This window comes from Rhodoplanes sp. SY1, assembly GCF_046000175.1.
In the GTDB taxonomy this organism is placed as follows: Bacteria; Pseudomonadota; Alphaproteobacteria; order Rhizobiales; family Xanthobacteraceae; genus Rhodoplanes.
Genome location: NZ_JBEOMB010000025.1, coordinates 62,994 through 78,181, shown reverse-complemented (window position 1 = coordinate 78,181; position 15,188 = coordinate 62,994). Strand labels below are relative to the sequence as shown.

Annotated in this window: 14 protein-coding genes; 9 read left to right on the top strand and 5 right to left on the bottom strand. The window is 70.1% G+C overall.

What is annotated here, in order from left to right; translation table 11 throughout:
* The first annotated feature begins 176 nt into the window (after nt 1-176).
* Nucleotides 177-536: an arsenate reductase gene (locus ABTU92_RS08595; protein WP_408089607.1), complete on the top strand. Its 360-nt coding sequence runs from the start codon at nt 177-179 to the stop codon at nt 534-536.
* Nucleotides 537-708: 172 nt separating this feature from the next.
* Here ABTU92_RS08595 and ABTU92_RS08590 read toward each other — a convergent pair whose 3' ends face one another.
* Nucleotides 709-1,218 (bottom strand): YgjV family protein, encoded by a 510-nt coding sequence (locus tag ABTU92_RS08590; protein WP_408089605.1) that lies wholly within the window; start codon nt 1,216-1,218, stop codon nt 709-711.
* A gap of 324 nt (nt 1,219-1,542) precedes the next feature.
* The gene (locus tag ABTU92_RS08585; RefSeq protein ID WP_408089603.1) at nt 1,543-2,040 is read right to left on the bottom strand and encodes a peptide deformylase; all 498 of its coding nucleotides are present in this window, start codon (nt 2,038-2,040) and stop codon (nt 1,543-1,545) included.
* 185 nt (nt 2,041-2,225) lie between these two features.
* On the opposite strand from ABTU92_RS08585, the gene ABTU92_RS08580 reads away from it, so the two are divergent.
* Nucleotides 2,226-3,929 carry an alpha-amylase family protein gene (locus tag ABTU92_RS08580; protein ID WP_408089601.1) on the top strand — a complete coding sequence of 568 codons (1,704 nt, stop codon included), beginning with the start codon at nt 2,226-2,228 and terminating at the stop codon, nt 3,927-3,929.
* Between the two features lie 293 nt (nt 3,930-4,222).
* Nucleotides 4,223-4,495 (top strand): hypothetical protein, encoded by a 273-nt coding sequence (locus ABTU92_RS08575; protein WP_408089599.1) that lies wholly within the window; start codon nt 4,223-4,225, stop codon nt 4,493-4,495.
* Between the two features lie 438 nt (nt 4,496-4,933).
* Here the strand turns inward: ABTU92_RS08575 and ABTU92_RS08570 are convergent, their stop codons facing one another.
* From ABTU92_RS08570 to ABTU92_RS08560, 3 genes are all read right to left on the bottom strand, one after another.
* Nucleotides 4,934-6,616 carry a methyl-accepting chemotaxis protein gene (locus tag ABTU92_RS08570; protein ID WP_408089597.1) on the bottom strand — a complete coding sequence of 561 codons (1,683 nt, stop codon included), beginning with the start codon at nt 6,614-6,616 and terminating at the stop codon, nt 4,934-4,936.
* 247 nt (nt 6,617-6,863) lie between these two features.
* Nucleotides 6,864-7,142 carry a GNAT family N-acetyltransferase gene (locus ABTU92_RS08565; protein ID WP_408089595.1) on the bottom strand — a complete coding sequence of 93 codons (279 nt, stop codon included), beginning with the start codon at nt 7,140-7,142 and terminating at the stop codon, nt 6,864-6,866.
* A gap of 349 nt (nt 7,143-7,491) precedes the next feature.
* Nucleotides 7,492-7,761, bottom strand: coding sequence for a hypothetical protein (locus ABTU92_RS08560; protein ID WP_408089593.1), 270 nt, complete (start codon nt 7,759-7,761; stop codon nt 7,492-7,494).
* A 365-nt stretch (nt 7,762-8,126) separates the two neighbouring features.
* On the opposite strand from ABTU92_RS08560, the gene ABTU92_RS08555 reads away from it, so the two are divergent.
* The 6 genes from ABTU92_RS08555 (at nt 8,127) to ABTU92_RS08530 (ending at nt 15,164) form a co-directional block, all read left to right on the top strand.
* Nucleotides 8,127-9,104: a septal ring lytic transglycosylase RlpA family protein gene (locus ABTU92_RS08555; RefSeq protein ID WP_408089591.1), complete on the top strand. Its 978-nt coding sequence runs from the start codon at nt 8,127-8,129 to the stop codon at nt 9,102-9,104.
* 125 nt (nt 9,105-9,229) lie between these two features.
* Nucleotides 9,230-10,477, top strand: coding sequence for a D-alanyl-D-alanine carboxypeptidase family protein (locus ABTU92_RS08550; RefSeq protein WP_408089589.1), 1,248 nt, complete (start codon nt 9,230-9,232; stop codon nt 10,475-10,477).
* A gap of 171 nt (nt 10,478-10,648) precedes the next feature.
* Complete coding sequence (gene tmk / locus ABTU92_RS08545; RefSeq protein WP_408089587.1) at nt 10,649-11,404, top strand: dTMP kinase; 756 nt, start codon at nt 10,649-10,651, stop codon at nt 11,402-11,404.
* Entirely contained in the window at nt 11,401-12,450 is a 1,050-nt protein-coding gene (locus tag ABTU92_RS08540) for a DNA polymerase III subunit delta' (protein WP_408089585.1), read from the top strand. Before tmk ends, ABTU92_RS08540 begins: the two co-directional genes overlap by 4 nt.
* 181 nt (nt 12,451-12,631) lie before the next feature.
* On the top strand, nt 12,632-14,185 hold the full coding sequence (gene metG, locus ABTU92_RS08535; RefSeq protein WP_408089583.1) for a methionine--tRNA ligase: 1,554 nt from the start codon (nt 12,632-12,634) through the stop codon (nt 14,183-14,185).
* Nucleotides 14,186-14,369: 184 nt separating this feature from the next.
* Nucleotides 14,370-15,164 (top strand): TatD family hydrolase, encoded by a 795-nt coding sequence (locus tag ABTU92_RS08530; protein ID WP_408089581.1) that lies wholly within the window; start codon nt 14,370-14,372, stop codon nt 15,162-15,164.
* Nucleotides 15,165-15,188 lie beyond the last annotated feature (24 nt).

Below are 15,188 nucleotides of genomic sequence, written 5' to 3'. Positions count from 1 at the left end.
CGCGAGCGTCAACGGTCTTGACCGCCGATCACGGCGAACGGCGAGGCTTTTTTCAATCCTGCAATGTGCATGCCGAGGCGGGATGCGGCCGGCCCGGCACCGCAGCGGGGTTACCCGCCGGGCACGAATCGGGGATGCAGGCGAGAACGCGGTTCGGCGAAGCGGGAGCGACGATCATGGGAGCCGGGAAGCCTGTCGTCATGTACGGCATCAAGGCTTGCGACACGATGAAGAAGGCGCGCGCCTGGCTCGACCAGCACGGCGTCGCCTACGACTTCCACGACTACAAGAGCCGCGGCATCGACGCGGCGCGGCTCGCCGGCTGGGCGAAGAAGGTGGGCGTCGAGCGGCTCGTCAACAAGGCCGGAACGACGTTCAAGAAGCTGCCCGACGCCGACAAGGCGGACCTCACCGAGGCGAAGGCGATCCGCCTGATGCTGGCGCAGCCCTCGATGATCAAGCGCCCGGTGCTGGAGATCGGCGACGCCGTCGTGGTCGGCTTCTCGCCCGAGACTTACGCGAAGACGTTCGGCTGACGTTCAGCGCAGCGTCCGCTGACATCGACCCACACTCCGCTCATGCCCGCGCAGGCGGGCATCCAGGGGCCTCTCTGCCGTGTCACCCCTGGGTCCCTTGCTTTCGCGGGGACGAGCGGACATCGGGGCCGCTTCACAGCAACCGAAAACCGCTCTTGCGAGACGCGGGGCGTCAGGGCGCCGCGGCGGCGCGCCGCGCCCGCACCATCCGCACGATCGTCGAGATCATGGCGAGCGCGATGGCGGTCTCCAGCAGGGTGCCGCCGATCGAGCCGGACAGCAGGTTGTTGGCGAGCCACATCAGGCAGCAGCCGAGCATGACGAGGCGCATCGGGATGCCGCGCAGCAGGAACATCGCCAGCGTGCCGAAGCTCGACGCCGCGACCGGCAGCCAGCCGGTCCAGTGCGTCACCACCTGGGAACCGATCGCCACCAGGATCACCACGACGGCGACGGCGAGCAAGGGCGAGCGGGTGCGCAGCGCCAGAAACGAGCGGATCGCCGACACGGTCGCGGTCGCCGCCGCCGGGATGTTGCCGAGCATGAAGAAGTGCACCGCATAGGCGATGCACTGGGCGCCGTTGAACAGCTTCAGCGGACGGTCGCGCGTCTGCATGAAGGCGATCATGCCGAGCGCGAAGGAGACGTATCCGGCGATCTGGGCCGGCGAGAGGAAGTCCATGTCGAAGCCATCCGGGCGCGGCCGCCGACGCTCGCGGGCGCAGGCGGACCATAGGCCGGCGGCGGAGTCGGTCAATGCGGGCGCACGAATGGCAGGGCAGCGTCCTATAGGCGCTCGCTCGCGTGCGAGGGCAGGCCCTCTCGATCGTCGTCGTCCGCGCAGGGCTATGCATATCCCGTCATTCCGGGGCGCGCCGACGGCGCGAACCCGGAATCCAGCGGCGAGCTCCGGGGGGCTGGGCTGGATTCCGGGTTCGCGGACCGGCGGTCCGCGCCCCGGAATGACCGGCGACGTTTCGGGACGACGAAAGCCCGTCGACCGTCCTCACCGCTTCTGCAGCTTCTCGTATTTCTTGACGACGCGCTCGCGCTTCAGGCGCGACAGCCGGTCGATCCAGAAGCAGCCGTCGAGCTGATCGATCTCGTGCTGCAGGCACACGGCGAGCAGCCCGTCCGCCTCGCCCGTGTGGGTCAGGCCGTCGAGATCCTGCCACCGCAGTTTTATGCGCGCCGGTCGCTCGATCTCCTCGCTCACCCCGGGCATCGAGACGCTGCCCTCCTGGTGCGGCGCCGTCTCGGGCGACGACCAGGTGATCACCGGGTTGACGAAGGTGCGGGCGCCGTCGGCGAACGAGGTCTCGATCACCACGACGCGCTGCAGGACGCCGATATGCGGGCCCGTGATGCCGATGCCGGGCGCCGCCCGCATCGTGTCGAGCAGGTCGGCGGCGAGCGCGCCGAGATCGTCGTCGAACGCCTCGACCTCGGCGGCGGGCGCGCTCAGCCGCGGGTCGGGAAACTTCACGATGGGACGCACCGGCACGGATCACCTCGGTGGGGGTAAGGAGGCGGACACAGAGGCGCGACTGTAGCGCCGGCGCCGGGCGGGGCGGAAGGCCGGTCGCGTCGGTCGGCGCCGCAGCGGAACCGGGCCGAGCGGCCCCCGTTACCAACCCGACCGTCATGGTCCGACGTGACGCCAGCCGCAAGAGCCAGGAGCGGGCCCGCATGATCAGCGACCTCTGGTACAAGAACGCCGTGATCTACTGCCTCTCCGTCGAGACCTTCATGGACGCGAACGGCGACGGGGTGGGGGACTTCGAGGGGCTCACCCGGCGCCTCGATTATCTCCAGGGGCTCGGCGTCACGGCGGTGTGGCTGATGCCGTTCCAGGTGTCGCCGCAGCGCGACGACGGCTACGACGTGTCGGACTACTACGCCGTCGATCCCCGTTACGGCACGCTCGGCGATTTCGTCGAGTTCACCCACGCCGCCAAACAGCGCGGCCTGCGGGTGCTGATCGACCTCGTGGTCAATCACACCTCGATCGATCATCCGTGGTTCCAGGAGGCGCGGCGCGACCCGGGCTCGAAATATCGCGACTGGTACGTGTGGTCGAAGAAGAAGCCGAAGAACGCCAACGAGGGGATGGTGTTTCCGGGCGTGCAGAAGACCACCTGGACCTACGACGACGCCGCCCAAGCCTACTACTTCCACCGCTTCTACGACCACCAGCCCGATCTCGACACGTCGAACCCCGCTGTGCAGGCCGAGATCCTGAAGATCATGGGCTTCTGGATTCAGCTCGGCGTCTCCGGCTTCCGGATGGACGCGGTGCCGTTCGTCATCGGCACCAAGGGCGCCGACGTGACGACGTCGACCGAGCAGTTCGACATGCTGCGCACGTTCCGCGAGTTCATGCAGTGGCGGCAGGGCGACAGCATCGTGCTGGCCGAGGCCAACGTGCTGCCCGAGACCGACATGGACTACTTCGGCCGCGACGGCGACCGCATGCACATGATGTTCAACTTCCAGGTCAACCAGAACCTCTTCTACGCGCTCGCCAGCGCCGACACGCGGCCGCTGGTCAAGGCCATGAAGGCGACCAAGCAGCGGCCGGCGACGGGGCAGTGGGGCCAGTTCCTGCGCAATCACGACGAGCTCGATCTCGGCCGGCTGGAGGAGGATCAGCGCGAGGCCGTGTTCGCCGCCTTCGGGCCGGAGAAGCACATGCAGCTCTACGACCGCGGCATCCGCCGGCGGCTGGCGCCGATGCTGGGCGGCGACCAGCGCCGGCTCGAGCTCGCCTACAGCCTGCAGTTCACGCTGCCCGGCACGCCCGTCATTCGCTACGGCGACGAGATCGGCATGGGCGACGATCTCGACCTGCCGGAGCGCAACTGCGCCCGCACGCCGATGCAATGGTCGACCGAGCCGAACGGTGGCTTCACCAAGAGCGACAAGCCGGTGCTGCCGGTGATCTCGGGCGGGCCGTGGGGCTACGAGCACGTCAATGCCGCTACCCAGCGCCGCGATCCCGAATCGCTGCTGAACTGGACCGAGCGCATCATCCGCATGCGAAAAGAGGTGCCGGAGGTCGGCTGGGGCGACTTCACCGTGATCACGACGCGCGATCCGGCCGTGCTCGTGATGCGCTACGACTGGCACGACAACGCCGTGCTGTTCGTCCACAACTTCGCCGACACGCCGCGCGAGGTGGCGTTCGCGACCGGGATCGCGGGAGAGCACGGTCGCAGACTCGTCGATCTGCTCGGCGACGATCATCTGGCGTGCGAGGAGGACGGCAAGCACCGGCTGGTGATCGAAGGCTACGGCTATCGCTGGTACCGGGTCGGCGGCCTCGACTATCTGCTCCGGCGCAACGAGATCGATGTCGCCGCAATCCGGGTGTCGAATCACCGGTCCAAGTAAGGCCCTGAGTGATCACATCGGGTCACGTCGGCGAGAGGCCTCCGCTTCGTCACGTCCGTGCCCTCGTTCGGACGATCTTCCATATCCACGCACCGCGTCGCCCGTGGTGACGGCGCGAAACCGCTGTCGCCATGCGCACCTGCGGGCTGCGACGGGGGCTGCTGCTTCGCCGTGCCGAGGCGGTGCCATGCCACCCGCCGCCGCATCGCCTCGAAATGGTCACGCGGTTTTCGTCGCGCCTTCGCAAGCCACCGGTAGGGCTGTCCACACTGAACGAAGGAAGGACCCCCGCCATGGGACTGCTGATGATCCGCTGCCCCGAGACCGGACGCGCCGTGTCGACCGACATCACGGTCAGCCGCGAAGCGTTCGCGGCCATGCCGGTCTTCTTCAGCCGCAGCTTCTGTCCCTATTGCCGGACCACGCACGAATGGTTCGCGAAGGACGCTTGGGTGGCCGAGGCCGTCACATCGAGCCGCGGCCCGGCCGATCAGCGGGGTGACCCGCGAGGCGATCATCGAGGTGATCATCGGGGCGATCATCGCGGTGATCGCCAGGTTGCGTGATGGCGTATAATCCAGTCGTCGCAGGTATCCGGGGCTAAAAAATGCCCATGGATGCGTCCAGTCCACTTGTCGACAGGATGGTTTTACTGTCCTCGGACAATTTTCGGATTGGTGTCCGCAATACCCCTTCCGGGAAACCGCGGCTGTGCAGGTCCGAGTCTCCCGCTAAGGTTCAACTCGACCCGCTGTCCGAACCGATCCGAGCCCGAGGCGACCGCCGTGGCGTTGCGGGTCAGCTCCGGGCGGCGGGGCCGAGGGACCCCTCTGCGGACGTTTGAGACCGGGCGTCTGTGGCGTCGAAGGTCGCGTGCCGCGACGAGCCTGTAGCGTCGAGTGGCCTCGTCACGCGGCACGCACTTCGTCAGCACACCGGCGCGTCGTCGCGCGCCCGCATCACGACCCTGGGTCAGGCCGCACGCACCTCATGCGGCCCGCACCTCATGCGGCCCGCACCGTCGCCAGAAACGTCTGCACCTCGTTGCGAAGCTGATTGCTCTCCATGGCGAGCTGACCGGCGGCGCTGAGCAGCTCGCTCGATGCGGCGCCAGTCTCTTCCGCCCCGCGGCTGACCTCGGTGATGTTCTGCGCGACCTCGCCGGTGCCGTGCGCCGCCTGCTGGATGTTGCGCGAGATCTCCGACGCGGCCGCCCCCTGCTGCTCGACGGCGGCCGCGATCGCCGCGGCGACCTCGGCGATCTGGCCGATGGTGCCCGAGATCTCCTTGATGGCGCCGACCGAATCCTGCGTCGCCGCCTGCATGGCGGAGATCTGGGCCGAGATCTCGCCCGTCGCCTTGGCGGTCTGGCCGGCCAGCGCCTTCACCTCGTTCGCGACCACGGCGAAGCCCTTGCCGGCCTCGCCGGCGCGGGCCGCCTCGATGGTCGCGTTGAGCGCCAAGAGATTGGTCTGCTCGGCGATGTCGGTGATCAGCTTCACCACGTCGCCGATGCGCTGTGCCGCGATCGACAGGGCGCCGATCCGGTCGTCGGTCTTGGCCGCCTGGCTCACCGCCGCGTCGGCGATGCGGCTCGAGCTCTGCACCTGGCGCGAGATCTCGCCGATCGACGCGGTCAGCTCGTTGGTCGCGGCGGCGACCGCCTGGACGTTGCTGGACGCCTCGCCGGAGGCGGCCGTCACGGTCGCCGATTTCTGTCGGGTGACGTCCGCCGTGCGGGTGAGCGTCGTCGCGGTCGCCTCCAGCTCGGTCGCCGAGGCCGAGACGGCCCCGATGATGCCGCCGACCGCCTGCTCGAAGTGGTCGGCCAGCCGCACCATGTCGGCTTTTCGGGCGGTCACGGCGCGCGCCTCGGCGGCGTTCTGCTCGGCCTCGAGCCGCTCGCGTTCCACGGCGTGCTCCTTGAACACCTCGACGGCGCGGGCCATCAGGCCGATCTCGTCGCCGCGGTCGAGCGACGGCACCGCGATCGCATGGTCGCCCTCCTGCAGCCGCCCCATCACCCGGCTCAAGGAGACGAGCGGCCGGATCTGCCAGCGCAGCACGGCATAGAGCAGGCCGCCGATCACGGCCGCGGCGAGCAGCGCCTGCAGCGCGATGTTGCGGATCAGCACGTCGAGCATGCTGAGGAAGTCGCTCTTCTTCAGGCCGACGAACAGCACCCCGATGGTGGCGCCGGACGAATCCTTGATCGGGTCGTAGGCGGTGAAATAGGCCTCGCCGAGAATGTCGGCCTCGCCCCGATAGGGCTGACCGCGCACCAGCACGGCGTCGTGCGCCGCTCCCACGAGCTTGGTGCCGACGGCGCGGCCGCCGTCGGGCTTGCGCACATTGGTCGCGACGCGGGTGTCGCGCTTGAACACCGTCGCGACGCCGCCGACCAGCGTCTGCACGCGATCGACCAGCGCGGTGTCGCCGTCGAGCGGGCGGCTGCCTGCCATCAGGCGATCGCCGTCCATCCGCAGCGCGCCGGCCCCGCGCAGCACCTCCCAGGCGACCCGCATGTTCGATTCCTGGCGTGCCTGCGCCTGGGCCTGCAGCTCCGCGTCGACCTGATGCGAGACGACGAGGACGAGCCCCCCGCAGAGCAGGCCGATGCCGGCAACCGTGAGCAGCGCGATCTTGGTCGGCAACGAGATTCGGCTGATGAACGAAAACGCTTTCACGGAATGCTCCAGGCGTGAAACGGGTCGTGACGAATGCGGCGGCGACGCCCGGCGGGCGCGCGGCGAAGCGAATCGGCTTCGGCGGGGCGGGCAGGCGATCGATCGTGCCGCGTCGCGCACGCGATCCTGTTGCTCTGTCTACAGATTGAAAAGACTCCCTCAGCCGTTAAGATCGGCTGAACGGCGGCCGGCCGAGGCTCGCGTTCACCGCCCGTCACCCATGCGAAGATCGCGATTGTGCGCCGTCTCAGCCGGCGGATTCGCCGGTCGCCTCGGGATGCCGCTCGAGGTAGTCCGCCACGAAGGAGCACTGCGGCACGATCCGCAGCCCGCGCGCCCGCGCGGCGTCGAGCGCGCCGGCGATCAGGCGCGTCGCGATCCCCTGACCGCGCAGCCGCCACGGCACCTCGGTGTGCGTGAAGATCATGGCGCCGTCGGCGATCCGGTAATGCGCGACGGCCAGCGCGTCGCCCTCACCGAGCTCGAAACGGGCGAGGGCAGGGTTGTCGCGAACCGTCTCGGTCATGGGCGATGCTCTCGGCGGATGAAGGGGGAGGGCGCGACGGTGCGGGCGCCCCCGATGGCCGGACGTTTCGATGCAAACGGACGCCGGCTCGACTCATGTCGTGCGGCGCCGAGGCCGGCGCAAGCCGGCACCCCGAGCAGGCCGGAGTCGGAGCGTCGTGGGATTTCGAGGCACGCCCGAACGAAAAAAAGGGCGGTCCGTGAGGACCGCCCAATTCCGTCGCGCCACTCACCCCCGTGAAGCGGCGCCAACGGTGTCTTTGTACGCGGTCCCGGATGGCCGATCTTTGATTCAGATCAGGGCGGTGCAGAATCTTGTGCTGCGCCGCCGAAGGGGCCGGGTGCGTCGTTCAGCGGCGGTTGAACCAGGCCCGGATCGCCTGCATGCGGTCGATCGAGGTGTCGCGCTCGCTCTGCGGCTCGCAGGCCGCGACGCCGCGGTCGCGGACCTCGCCGTTGCGGTTGTCGAAGCCGAGGCGCTGGCACTGCTTGGCGGCGTCTGGTGCGAGGCGAATCGTGCCTTCCGTGCCGATCCGGGCCGGGGCGGCACCGGTGGCGCGGGGCAACAGCGCCGCGCCAATGGTGATGCCGGTCCCGACCAGCACGACGCCCGCCGTCACGGCGACGACGGTCCTGGGCTTGCAACCCGCGAGGCGGGGAAGGCGAACTCGGGCAGGGCGCATGGCGATTGACCGTTCTGGTCGAGCGACGCGCGAGGCTAACCCAGCCGGGGTTAACACCTTATTCCGGTTGTGACCCGGATGCCGGACATTCCGGCGGCCGTCTTCTTTCCGGCTCATTTACCTTGAAAAACTGTTGTCGTTCCGCACGCCGTGGCATCGCTGTAACGTGCGGACGGGACTGTCCGCGACTCGTCGAGACGCGGCGGTCCGGGCGTGGGCGACCGCCGTCCTGTTCCGGGGGGAACGGGCGGACCGACGGGCCGACGCCGGTGAAGGGTGTATGGAGGGGGGATCCTCGTCGGATGATCCGGGGGGAGATGCGGGGACGGTGGGCCCGGCTGGCGCGCGTCGGCGCGGCCGCCGGCGCGAGCATGCTGCTGGCCCAATGCACGGCCGGCAATGGCGGCCTGTTTCCACAGATCGATCCGCGTTACGGCGTCGCCGCGAGCCCGCGCGTCGTCGAGCCCGGCCAGCCCATCCCGAAGGGCGGCGGCGGCTATCGCATCGGCAAGCCCTACGTGGTCGGCGGCCGCATGTACGTGCCCGAGGAGGACGTGAACTACCGCGCCGAGGGCCTCGCCTCCTGGTACGGCAACGATTTCCACGGCCGCCGCACCGCCAATGGCGAGGTCTACGACATGCACAGCATGTCGGCCGCCCATCCGACCCTGCCGATGCCCAGCTATGTGCGGGTCACCAATCTCGGCAACAGCCGCTCGATCATCCTGCGGGTCAACGACCGCGGGCCGTTCCATCAGGGCCGCCTGATCGACGTGTCGATCAAGGCCGCCGACATGCTGGGCTTCCAGAAGAACGGCACTGCGCGGGTGCGGGTCGAGTATGTCGGCAAGGCGCCGCTCGAAGGCTCCGACGACGGAATCCTGATGGCGACGCTGCGCGAGGGCACCCCGGCGCCGCCGCCGTCGCTGGTGATGGTCGCGGCGACCCGTCCCTTCGTGCCGGCGCTGCGCGGCGTCGGGGCGGCGCCACCGCCGCCGCGGTCCGGCGTGCCGATGCCGCCCGAGCGGCCGTTCAGCCTCGGCCTCGACGACCAGCCTGCGCCGCCGTCGCGCGGCTATGGCCGCAGCTCGCAACGGACCCCGGCCGACGAGAAGCCGCCCGTGCTGGCGGCCGGCCGTGATCCCAAGCCGGTGCGCGTGACCACGGTGCGCACCGTTCCGGTCTCGCCCCCGAACCGCCCGGCGCCGGCGCTCGCCGCCGTCGAATCGCGTGCCGCCGGCGCTCCCACCGCCGTGATGACCGGCCGCGGGCTCTACTGATCCGCGAGTATCCTGACGCAACGGTCTAGCCAATCACGATTTTTTGCATTCTGGCCCGGACCGCCATTGTTCCGGCCGCCGTGCCGCGCCATTGTTCCGGCCAACTCTTCCCGGATGCGAAGGCGATGGATGCGATGCTTCGACGGCTAGCGGCGGCGTGGGCGTGGCGTTCGGGCCGCGCGCTCGCCGGCGTCCTGGTCCTGACCCTCGCCTTGGTGGCGGCGGCGACGGCCGCCAACAACTCGGTCACCGGGCAGAAGAAGGACGAGGGCGGCTTCCAGACCGCCGCCCCCTACGCCATCCTGATCGACGCCGAGACCGGCACCGTCCTCTACGAGAAGGCGGCCGACACCGCGACGGCGCCGTCGAGCCTCCTCAAGCTGATGACCGCCGAGGTCGTCTTCAACGAGATCAAGGCCGGCCGCGTCACCCTCGACCAGGAGTTCCAGGTCAGCGAGGACGCCTGGCGGCGCGGCGGCGCGCCCTCGCACACGTCGTCGATGTTCGCGCCGATCCACAGCCGGGTGCGGGTCGAGGATCTGCTGCGCGGGCTGATCATCCAGTCCGGCAACGACGCCGCGATCGCCCTCGCCGAGGGGATCGCCGGCAACGAGCGCAGCTTCGCCGAGATGGCGACCCGGCGGGCGCGCGAGATCGGCCTGACGCGCTCGACCTTCGGCAACGCCACCGGGCTGCCCGATCCCGGCAACCAGGTGACGATGCGCGAGCTCGCCAAGCTCGCCCAGCACATCATCAAGACCTATCCGGACTTCTATCCGATCTACGGCGAGCGCGAGTTCACCTGGAACAAGATCCGCCAGCTCAACCGCAACCCGCTCTTGCCGCTCAACATCGGCGCCGACGGCATGAAGACCGGCTTCACGGCGGACGGCGGCTACGGCCTCGTCGGCTCGGCCGTGCAGAACGGCCTGAGGCTGATCGTTGCGATCAACGGGCTGAAGACCGCCAAGGACCGTGCCGACGAGGGCAAGCGCCTGCTCGACTGGGGCTTCTCCGGCTTCGAGGCGCGCCCGCTGTTCGCCGACGGCCAGGTGATCGGCGACGCTAAGGTGTTCGGCGGCGCCCAGGGCAGCGTGCCGCTGGTCGCCGACAAGGCCGTCTCGGTGCTGGTGCCGAAGAACACGACCGACCGCATCTCGGCCCGGATCGTCTATACGGGTCCGGTCCGGGCGCCCGTCGCGGAGGGCCAGCGGGTCGGCCAGCTGCGGGTCATCCGGGGCGACAATGTCACGCTCGAAGTGCCTCTGAAGGCGTCGGAAAGCGTCGAGGTCGGCAACCTGCCGCAGCGCGCCGTCGACGTCGTCACCGAGGTGGTCATTGGCTGGCTCAAGGCCGGCTTTTCGCGGATCTAGAGCGGCGTTTTGGGTAGAACCGGGGTCAGTGGTCCGCTCGACCCCGGGAAGGCGGAACCCAAGGCCCGGACGGACGGCCTGGGGGCGCGGCCTCCTGGATTCCCGCTTGCGCGGGAATGAGCGGAGTTCGGGGCCAGTGCGGACTGCGCTGGCGCCGCGGCGGAGTCGGAGATGCGCGGAAAGTTCATCACGTTCGAGGGCGGGGAGGGGTCGGGCAAGTCGACCCAGGCGGCGCTGCTCGTCACCCGGCTGCGGCGGCTCGGCATCGCCGTGGTGCAGACCCGCGAGCCCGGCGGCTCGCCGGGCGCCGAGGCGGTGCGGCACGTGCTGCTCAGCGGCGCCGCGAAGCCGCTCGGCGCCGAGACCGAGGCGATGCTGTTCGCCGCCGCCCGCGCCGACCATCTGGACACGACCATCCGGCCGGCGCTGGCGCGCGGCGCCTGGGTGGTGTGCGACCGCTTCGCCGATTCGACCCGCGTCTACCAGGGTGCCGTCGGCAAGGTCGACCCGGCTGTGATCCGGGCGCTGGAGCGCGTCACGGTCGGCGACACGGTGCCGGACCTGACCCTGGTGCTCGATCTGCCGGCCGAGGCCGGGCTCGCCCGCGCGGCTCGCCGGCGCGAGGGCGCCGACGCCGACCGGTTCGAGGCCGAGGACGTGTCGTTCCACGCCCGCCTGCGCGAGGCCTATCGGGCGATTGCCGCTGCCGAGCCCGGACGCTGCGCCGTCATCGACGCGAGCCCGGCGCCGCAGCGCATCTCCGACGAGGTGTGGACCGTGGTGTGCGCGCGGCTCGGCGCCGCCCAGGTGCACACCCCCGGGGTCGACGCCGACGAGGGCGACACCAGCACGAGCAACGCCGGCACGATCGATCCCGAGTCGGGCGGCGCGTCGCGCCGGGCTGCCCTCGGCGCGGCCGTGCCGTGAGCAAGGCGCCGCGCGCCGCGCGCGAGGAGCGACTCGTCCCCCATCCGCGCGAGACCCTCGACCTCGTCGGCCACGCCGCCGCCGAGGCGACGCTGCTCGGCGCCTACAAGTCCGGCCGGGTGCCGCATGCCTGGTTGGTGGGCGGGCCGGCCGGCATCGGCAAGGCGACGCTCGTCTACCGCTTCGCCCGCTTCGTCCTCGCCCATCCGGATCCGGCGTCGCCCGCCGTGCAGGCCGCGACCTCGCTGGCGCTGCCGCCCGACCATCCGGTGGTGCGGCGGGTGGCGGCCGACACCGAGGGCGCGCTGCTCGCGCTGGAGCGGACGCCGGGCGAGAAGAGCGACACGGTGCGCACCGTCATCACGGTCGACCAGGTGCGCGAGACGGTCGGCTTCTTCGGCGCCACGGCGACGGGCGGCGGCTGGCGGATCTGCGTCGTCGACGCCGCCGAGGAGCTGAAATACCCCGAAGGCGCCAATGCGCTGCTGAAGATTCTGGAGGAGCCGCCGCGGCGCGCGCTGCTCCTCCTGGTGAGCCATTCGCCCGGCCGGCTCTTGCCGACCATCCGGTCGCGCTGCCGCATGCTGGCGCTGCGGCCGCTGTCCGCGTCCGAGGTGGCGACGGCCGCCGCTGCGGCGCTCGGCCGTGACCCGGGCGACGCCGGGCTCGCCGACGCGGCGGCCGCGGCGGACGGCTGCGTCGCCCGCGCCATCGCGCTGTCGGGCGGGTCGCTCCTGGCGTTGCGCGAGAAGGTGGCGGCGCTGCTCGCCGACCTGCCGCGCCCGGACCCGCGCGGCCTGCACGCGCTCGGCGACGCGCTGGAGCGGGCCGACCGCGAGACCGTGGAGGCCTTCGTCGACACGGTGCGCGACTGGCTGTCGGCGCAGCTGCGGCGCGGCGCGCCGGCGCCGGCCCGCCTCGCCCCCTACGCCGAGGCGTGGAGCCGGCTCGACGCCGCCGCCCGCGACGTCCTCACCCTCAACCTCGACCGCCGCGCGCTGGTCTTCGCGGTGTTCGGCTGGCTTGCCGAGGCGGCACGGGGTTGATACCCAGGCCCGGGCGAGAGGGCTCACGAACCTCATGGTGAGGAGCGCTCCGAAGGAGCGCGTCTCGAACCATGTGGCCGCCCTCGTCCTTCGAGACGCGGCCTTCGGCCGCTCCTCAGGATGAGGGCGGATCGAGTTCTTGGCGCGGTCGCGCGCCCGAGAAATTGCGAGCTGCAGAACAATGGCCTCCAAGCGCTACTACCTCACGACCGCCATCGCCTATCCGAACGGGGCGCCGCACATCGGCCATGCCTACGAGGTGATCGCCACCGACGCGATCGCCCGCTTCATGCGGCTCGACGGCTACGACGTGCACTTCCTCACCGGCACGGACGAGCACGGCCAGAAGATGGTGCAGACGGCCGCCAAGGAGGGCTTGGCCGCGCGAGATCTCGCCGACCGCAACGTCGCGCTGTTCCGCGCCATGGACGAGAAGCTGAACATCTCGCATGACGACTTCATCCGCACCACGGAGGAGCGCCACCACCGCTCCTCCAAGGCGATCTGGGAGCGGATGAAGGCGAACGGCGACGTCTATCTCGACAAGTACGAGGGCTGGTACTCGGTGCGCGACGAGGCGTTCTACGCCGAGAGCGAGACCCAGCTCGACCAGAACGGCACCCGCGTCTCGACCAAGACCGGCACGCCGGTCGAGTGGGTCGCCGAGGAGAGCTGGTTCTTCAGGCTGTCCGCCTATCAGCAGAAACTGCTCGACCTCTACGAACGGGTGCCCGACTTCGTGCTGCCCAAGGAGCGCCTCAACGAGGTCGCGAGCTTCGTGCGCGGCGGCCTTCAGGATCTGTCGATCTCGCGCACCACCTTCGACTGGGGCATCCCGGTGCCCGGCGACGAGAAGCACATCATGTATGTGTGGGTCGACGCGCTGACCAACTACATCACCGGCGTCGGCTTCCCCGACACCGACAGCGCCATGTTCCAGAAATACTGGCCGGCCGACCTGCACGTGATCGGCAAGGACATCGTGCGCTTCCACGCCGTCTACTGGCCGGCCTTCCTGATGTCGGCCGGGGTCGACGTGCCGCGCCGCGTGTTCTCGCACGGCTTCCTGTTCAACCGCGGCGAGAAGATGTCGAAATCGGTCGGCAACGTGATCGATCCGATCGCGCTCGCCGACGCCTACGGGGTCGATCAGCTCCGCTACTTCTTCCTGCGCGAGGTGCCGTTCGGCCAGGACGGCAACTACTCGCACGAGGCGATCGTCAACCGCATCAACGCGGATCTGGCAAACGACCTCGGCAACCTGGCGCAGCGCTCGCTGTCGATGCTGGGCAAGGCGTTCAAGGGCGTGATGCCGACGCCCGGCGCGTTCACCGACAACGACAAGACGATCCTGGCCGCCACCGACGCGCTGGTCGGCAAGGCGCGCGAGCACATGGCGACCCAGCAGATCCATCAGGTGCTGAACGCCGTGTGGGCCGTCGTCGCCGACGCCAACCGCTATTTCGCGGGCGAGGCGCCGTGGGCCTTGGCGAAGACCGATCCGGTGCGGCAGGGCACGGTGCTCTACGTCACGGCCGAGGTGCTGCGCCAGGTCGCCATCCTGGCCCAGCCCGTGATGCCGACCGCGTGCGGCAAGCTGCTCGACATCCTCGCCGTGCCGGCCGACGCCCGCGATTTTTCGCGGCTCGGCGGCGCGACGCGGATCGCGCCGGGCAGCCAGCTCCCGCCGCCCAGCCCGGTGTTCCCGCGCTGGATCGAGCCGGCGACGGAGTGAGAGCGTTGACCGTCAGCCACAGCCTGCGTCCTCGTCCTGAGGAGCCCGCGACAGCGGGCGTCTCGACGGACGCGGCCTCGGAGCCGGGCACGCACGGGCCGCATCCTTCGAGACGCCGCCTTCGGCGGCTCCTCAGGATGAGGTCGGAGTCATTCGGTCGCGGACCGACCGCGGAGTGACCGGAATGCTGGTCGACAGTCACTGCCATCTCGACTTCCCCGACTTGGCCGACGATCTCGACGGGATCGTCGCGCGCGCCCGTGCCGCCGGGGTCGGCCGGATGGTCTCGATCTCCACCCGCGTGCGCCGGCACGACGCGCTCCTGACGATCGCCGAGCGCTACGACGAGGTCGTCTGCTCGGTCGGCACCCATCCGCATCAGGCCGGCGAGGAGCAGGACGTCACGCTCGCCGAGCTGCTCGAGCGAGCGGCGCACCCGAAGGTCGTCGCCATCGGCGAGGCCGGGCTCGACTACTTCTACGACTACGGCCCGCGCGACCTCCAGGAGGCGGGCTTTCGCATGCATGTCGAGGCGGCGCGGCGCACGGGGCTGCCGCTGGTCATCCACTCGCGCGAGGCGGATGCCGACATGCAAAAGATCCTGGAGGAGGAGGCGGGGCGGGGGCCGTTCACGGCCGTGCTGCACTGCTACACGGGCGGGCGGGAACTCGCGTTCCGGGCCGTGGAGCTCGGCCACTACGTGTCGTTCACCGGCATCGTCACCTTCAAGAAGTCCGAGGAGCTGCGCGCGCTCGCCGCCGACCTTCCGGCCGACCGCATTCTCGTCGAGACCGACGCGCCGTACCTGGCACCCGGAAAGTTCCGCGGCAAGCGCAACGAGCCCGCCTATGTCGTGGAGACCGCGAAGGTGCTGGCCGAGGCCTGTGGCGTGACGCCGGAGGCGTTCGCGGCGCAGACGACCGAGAACTTCTTTCGGCTGTTCTCGAAGACGCCGCGGCCGGCGGAGGCGGGGACGTGAGCCTCCGACGACGTCCTCCGCTCG

Coding starts and splice junctions, on each gene's coding strand:
- metG (WP_408089583.1), top strand. CDS start 12,632: ATGGCCTCCAAGCGCTACTACCTCACGACCGCCATCGCCTATCCGAAC.
- ABTU92_RS08580 (WP_408089601.1), top strand. CDS start 2,226: ATGATCAGCGACCTCTGGTACAAGAACGCCGTGATCTACTGCCTCTCC.
- ABTU92_RS08575 (WP_408089599.1), top strand. CDS start 4,223: ATGGGACTGCTGATGATCCGCTGCCCCGAGACCGGACGCGCCGTGTCG.
- ABTU92_RS08590 (WP_408089605.1), bottom strand. CDS start 1,218: ATGGACTTCCTCTCGCCGGCCCAGATCGCCGGATACGTCTCCTTCGCG.
- tmk (WP_408089587.1), top strand. CDS start 10,649: ATGCGCGGAAAGTTCATCACGTTCGAGGGCGGGGAGGGGTCGGGCAAG.
- ABTU92_RS08595 (WP_408089607.1), top strand. CDS start 177: ATGGGAGCCGGGAAGCCTGTCGTCATGTACGGCATCAAGGCTTGCGAC.
- ABTU92_RS08530 (WP_408089581.1), top strand. CDS start 14,370: ATGCTGGTCGACAGTCACTGCCATCTCGACTTCCCCGACTTGGCCGAC.
- ABTU92_RS08555 (WP_408089591.1), top strand. CDS start 8,127: ATGATCCGGGGGGAGATGCGGGGACGGTGGGCCCGGCTGGCGCGCGTC.
- ABTU92_RS08565 (WP_408089595.1), bottom strand. CDS start 7,142: ATGACCGAGACGGTTCGCGACAACCCTGCCCTCGCCCGTTTCGAGCTC.
- ABTU92_RS08550 (WP_408089589.1), top strand. CDS start 9,230: ATGGATGCGATGCTTCGACGGCTAGCGGCGGCGTGGGCGTGGCGTTCG.